We start from the raw sequence: 3,174 nt of genomic DNA on the forward strand, positions 1-3,174 counted from the left end.
GACCCGCGACTTCGTGAGCCGGGGGCTGGCGGCGGCGTTTCTCTACAAGACCATGTTTCCGCAGGACGGCAACCCCGGTCCGTTCGACACGGGCGAGAAGGACGCGATCGTCCCGGTCGCGTTCCGTCCGGAGGTGCGCAGCACGTTCGCGCTCGCGTGGCCGCGGGGTGGCTACGTCAACCGCAACGTGCGAGCCTGGATCGAGTTCGTGCGGGGTGCGTTTGCGCGATAGGCCCGGGCGCCGTGGCAGAGCCTTGTCCGTTTAGGCCCTTTCGTGCCTGTATAGTTAGATGTGGGTAACATCACGCGCAAACAGGGGAGAAGGACGTGCCTACGGAGTCGACGGTCTTTCGGGTGGGAAGCGACGGCTTCGAGGCGACACCATGTGGCCGTCGCGCGAGTCGTGTGATGCCATGATGGCGCGCCTGGACGCGGCGGGCTTTGCCTACCCGCACGAGTGCGTGGGCTATCGGTATGCGAGCCACTTCCTGGTGCCCACGCGCCTGCGCTCGGCCCGCCTGTTCAGGATCGAGCGCAGGCACCCGGAAGAGTGCTGGGAGTCGGACCGCAAGTCTCTCGAGGATGCGCTGAGATTCGTGAAGAGGTGCTGGCGGTAGCAGCTAGATTTTCGCCACCACGCGGCAGGGGAGTCCGGTGACGCCCTCGTAGCTCATGGGGAACGTGTAGACGGTCGCGGGACCCTTGGCGCGCGCCAGCTCCTGCAGGTTGCAGAGGTTCTCTATCACGAAGATGCCCTGGTCCGCCAGGCGCTGGTCCATGGGGGTGTGCTCGCGGCCGCGACGCACGCCGGCAAAGTCGACGCCCACCATGCTCACGCGCAGGTCCATCAGTCGCTCCAGCAGCTCGACGGAAAGCTGCGGATGCTCGGTGAAGTAGCGGCGCGAGCCGTAGTCCTCCTCCTCGATGAAGCCAGTGCGGAACGCCACGAACATGCCGCTCTCCACCCGCGAGAGGTCGACGTCGTCCACGCCGACCTCGCGATCGGCCTGTGCCGCGGCGCTCACGTCAAACGTGATGCCGGGGCGGACGCAGTAGTCCAGCGGGAACTCCTTGTCCATCACGTCAAAGTGCGTCCCCAGGTGCCCGACCAGGGCCTTCTTCTCGTTTCCCTGCGCGTCGCGCACCATCTTTGGGGTTATCCGCAGCGTAAGGTCATGCAGGCTTATTTCATCCTCCAAGCTCTTCGATCTTCCGTTTGAGGTAGTCGTTGTAGTCGGCCAGAAACCGCTGGACGGCGGCGACCTCGGCCGGGTCGCGCCCGTCCACGAACCTGCGGTCGCGCTCGAGCCACAGGGCGTGCCTGCGCTCGTGCTCGTCGTACAGCTGGCGTCCCGACTCCGTCAGGCGGTACAGCACCTTCTGGCGGTTGCCTTCCAGCCGATAGGGCTCCACCAGGCCGTCCGCCTGCAGACGCTTGGCGATCTTGCTGATGGCCCCGCGCGTCATGCCCATGCGTTCCGCAATGGCGCTCACGTTGGGCTCGGGCAGGTCGCCGATGGCCCGTATGGTGTGCACCTCCGAGTAGCTGTAGCCGTGCAGGTCCTCGGCCTCGGTCAGGCGCGAGAGCACCTCCTGCCGCTCCATGTACTCGGCCAGCTGGTTGAGCACGCCCTCCATGTCGACACCTCGCTTACTTGATTCCTAGGAAACAAGTTGAGCATAGCACAATCTTGTATCCATGGAAACAAAAAAGAGAAGAACGTCGCGTATCGAGGCGCTAGTCCGTGCCGGCTGCCTGCTTCGCCTCCCGCACCAGCTGGCGCAGGTTGTGCGAGAAGCGCGTGCGGTCCTCGCCGGTGAACGCCGCGGGACCCCTGGTCCTGCCGCCCGCGCGACGGACCTTCTTCTCCTCGTGGCGGATGAACATCATGGAGTCTATGGTCAGCGGGTTGTACACGCGCCCGCGCACGCCGATGGCCCGCGCACCGCGCCCCAGCACGATGTCCGCCAGGCCTATGTCCTGCGTCACCACCACGTCGTCGGGCGTCAGCCGCTGGACTATGGCGAAGTCGGCCGAGTCCGCCCCCACGCCGACCTGCAGCGTACTGACCCAGAAGCCCCGGTCTGGGTGCTCGGGGTCGCGCGGCTCGCGCCGGTCCGTCGCGCGGACGGACCGTTCCAGATTCTGCGTGGAGTTGCCCGCGATCACGCAGGGGATGCCCTCGGCGCGAGCCACGACCAGCGCCTCGCGGGTCACGGGGCAGGCGTCCGCGTCGATGTAGAGTACGGTCATGGTCGGGATTCCTTCCGTACTTGGTAGTACCGTACTAGATAGTACGGTACTCGTCCGTACGGGAAGGCGCTCGCGGGCGAGAAGAACGGCCCCAGGCGGTTGGGTCTCCGCCTGGGGCCGCACGTGCCCAACGCCGTCGCGCGTCCGCTACCTTACGCGGTCGGTTCCTGCCAGGGGCTTCTCGCCCGGGCGGGCCTTGGGTCCCACGAGCTCGTGGGGCTGGTACAGCTCGTCCAGGTAGTCCACGTCCTCCGGCGTCAGCCTGACGTCGAGCGCGCGCACCGCGTCATCCACGCGGCTCGGCTTGCTGCAGCCCACGATGGGCGCGGCAACGCCCTTGGCCCAGTGCCAGGCCAGCGCGACGTCCGCCATGGGGGCGCCCTTGCGCTCCGCCAGCTCGTGCACGCGCCCGATCACGGGCATGTCGATCTGGCGGTCGTGGTCGTACTTGTTCCTCATCGTGCCGTCCGTGGTGGAGCGCTTTGAGTCGGAGTCCCAGGTCGGGCGCGTCAGGTGTCCCGATGCCAACGGGCTGTACGGGGTGATGCTCACGCCGTACTGGCGGCAGACGGGGATCATCTCGCGCTCGTCCTCGCGGTACAGCAGGTTGTAGTGGCACTGCATGCTGCTGAAGCGGGTCCAGCCGTTCTGGTCCGCCACCACCTGCATGTTGTGGAACTGGTAGGCGTACATGGCGCTGGCGCCCAGCGCACGCACCTTGCCGGCCTTGACCAGGCCGTCGAGCGCCTCCATGGTCTCCTCGATCGGCGTGTCGTAGTCAAAGCGGTGGATGATGTAGAGGTCCAGGTAATCGGTGCCAAGGCGCCTGAGCGTGCCGTCGATCTCTCGATTGATCGCCGTGCGAGAAAGGCAGCCCTCGTTGAAGTAGACCTTGCTTGCCAGCACCACGTCCTCGCGCC

Annotated in this window: 6 protein-coding genes; 2 read left to right on the plus strand and 4 right to left on the minus strand. The window is 66.4% G+C overall.

Annotated features, from left to right (window positions below; translation table 11 throughout):
* Together ACI38Z_RS04655 and ACI38Z_RS04660 are read left to right on the plus strand one after the other, a co-directional pair.
* A partial coding sequence (locus ACI38Z_RS04655; protein WP_439789021.1) for a hypothetical protein occupies window positions 1-232 on the plus strand: 232 nt, incomplete at its 5' end.
* A 151-nt stretch (window positions 233-383) separates the two neighbouring features.
* Window positions 384-617 (plus strand): hypothetical protein, encoded by a 234-nt coding sequence (locus ACI38Z_RS04660; protein ID WP_439789022.1) that lies wholly within the window; start codon window positions 384-386, stop codon window positions 615-617.
* A 3-nt stretch (window positions 618-620) separates the two neighbouring features.
* Here ACI38Z_RS04660 and ACI38Z_RS04665 read toward each other — a convergent pair whose 3' ends face one another.
* The 4 genes from ACI38Z_RS04665 to ACI38Z_RS04680 all read right to left on the minus strand — a co-directional run.
* Window positions 621-1,199, minus strand: coding sequence for a cyclase family protein (locus tag ACI38Z_RS04665; protein ID WP_439789023.1), 579 nt, complete (start codon window positions 1,197-1,199; stop codon window positions 621-623).
* On the minus strand, window positions 1,189-1,638 hold the full coding sequence (locus tag ACI38Z_RS04670; RefSeq protein ID WP_439789024.1) for a MarR family winged helix-turn-helix transcriptional regulator: 450 nt from the start codon (window positions 1,636-1,638) through the stop codon (window positions 1,189-1,191). The genes ACI38Z_RS04665 and ACI38Z_RS04670 overlap by 11 nt, the downstream gene beginning before the upstream one ends.
* A gap of 100 nt (window positions 1,639-1,738) precedes the next feature.
* A complete protein-coding gene (locus ACI38Z_RS04675; protein WP_439789025.1) occupies window positions 1,739-2,254 on the minus strand; it encodes a YaiI/YqxD family protein in 516 nt (171 codons plus the stop codon).
* A 147-nt stretch (window positions 2,255-2,401) separates the two neighbouring features.
* Window positions 2,402-3,174 (minus strand): aldo/keto reductase (locus ACI38Z_RS04680; RefSeq protein WP_439789026.1); only part of this gene is annotated, 773 nt, incomplete at its 5' end.

Origin of the sequence: Parafannyhessea sp., assembly GCF_051876455.1 — a bacterium.
Lineage (GTDB): Bacteria > Actinomycetota > Coriobacteriia > Coriobacteriales > Atopobiaceae > Parafannyhessea.

Coding starts and splice junctions, on each gene's coding strand:
- ACI38Z_RS04660 (WP_439789022.1), top strand. CDS start 384: ATGTGGCCGTCGCGCGAGTCGTGTGATGCCATGATGGCGCGCCTGGAC.
- ACI38Z_RS04670 (WP_439789024.1), bottom strand. CDS start 1,638: ATGGAGGGCGTGCTCAACCAGCTGGCCGAGTACATGGAGCGGCAGGAG.
- ACI38Z_RS04675 (WP_439789025.1), bottom strand. CDS start 2,254: ATGACCGTACTCTACATCGACGCGGACGCCTGCCCCGTGACCCGCGAG.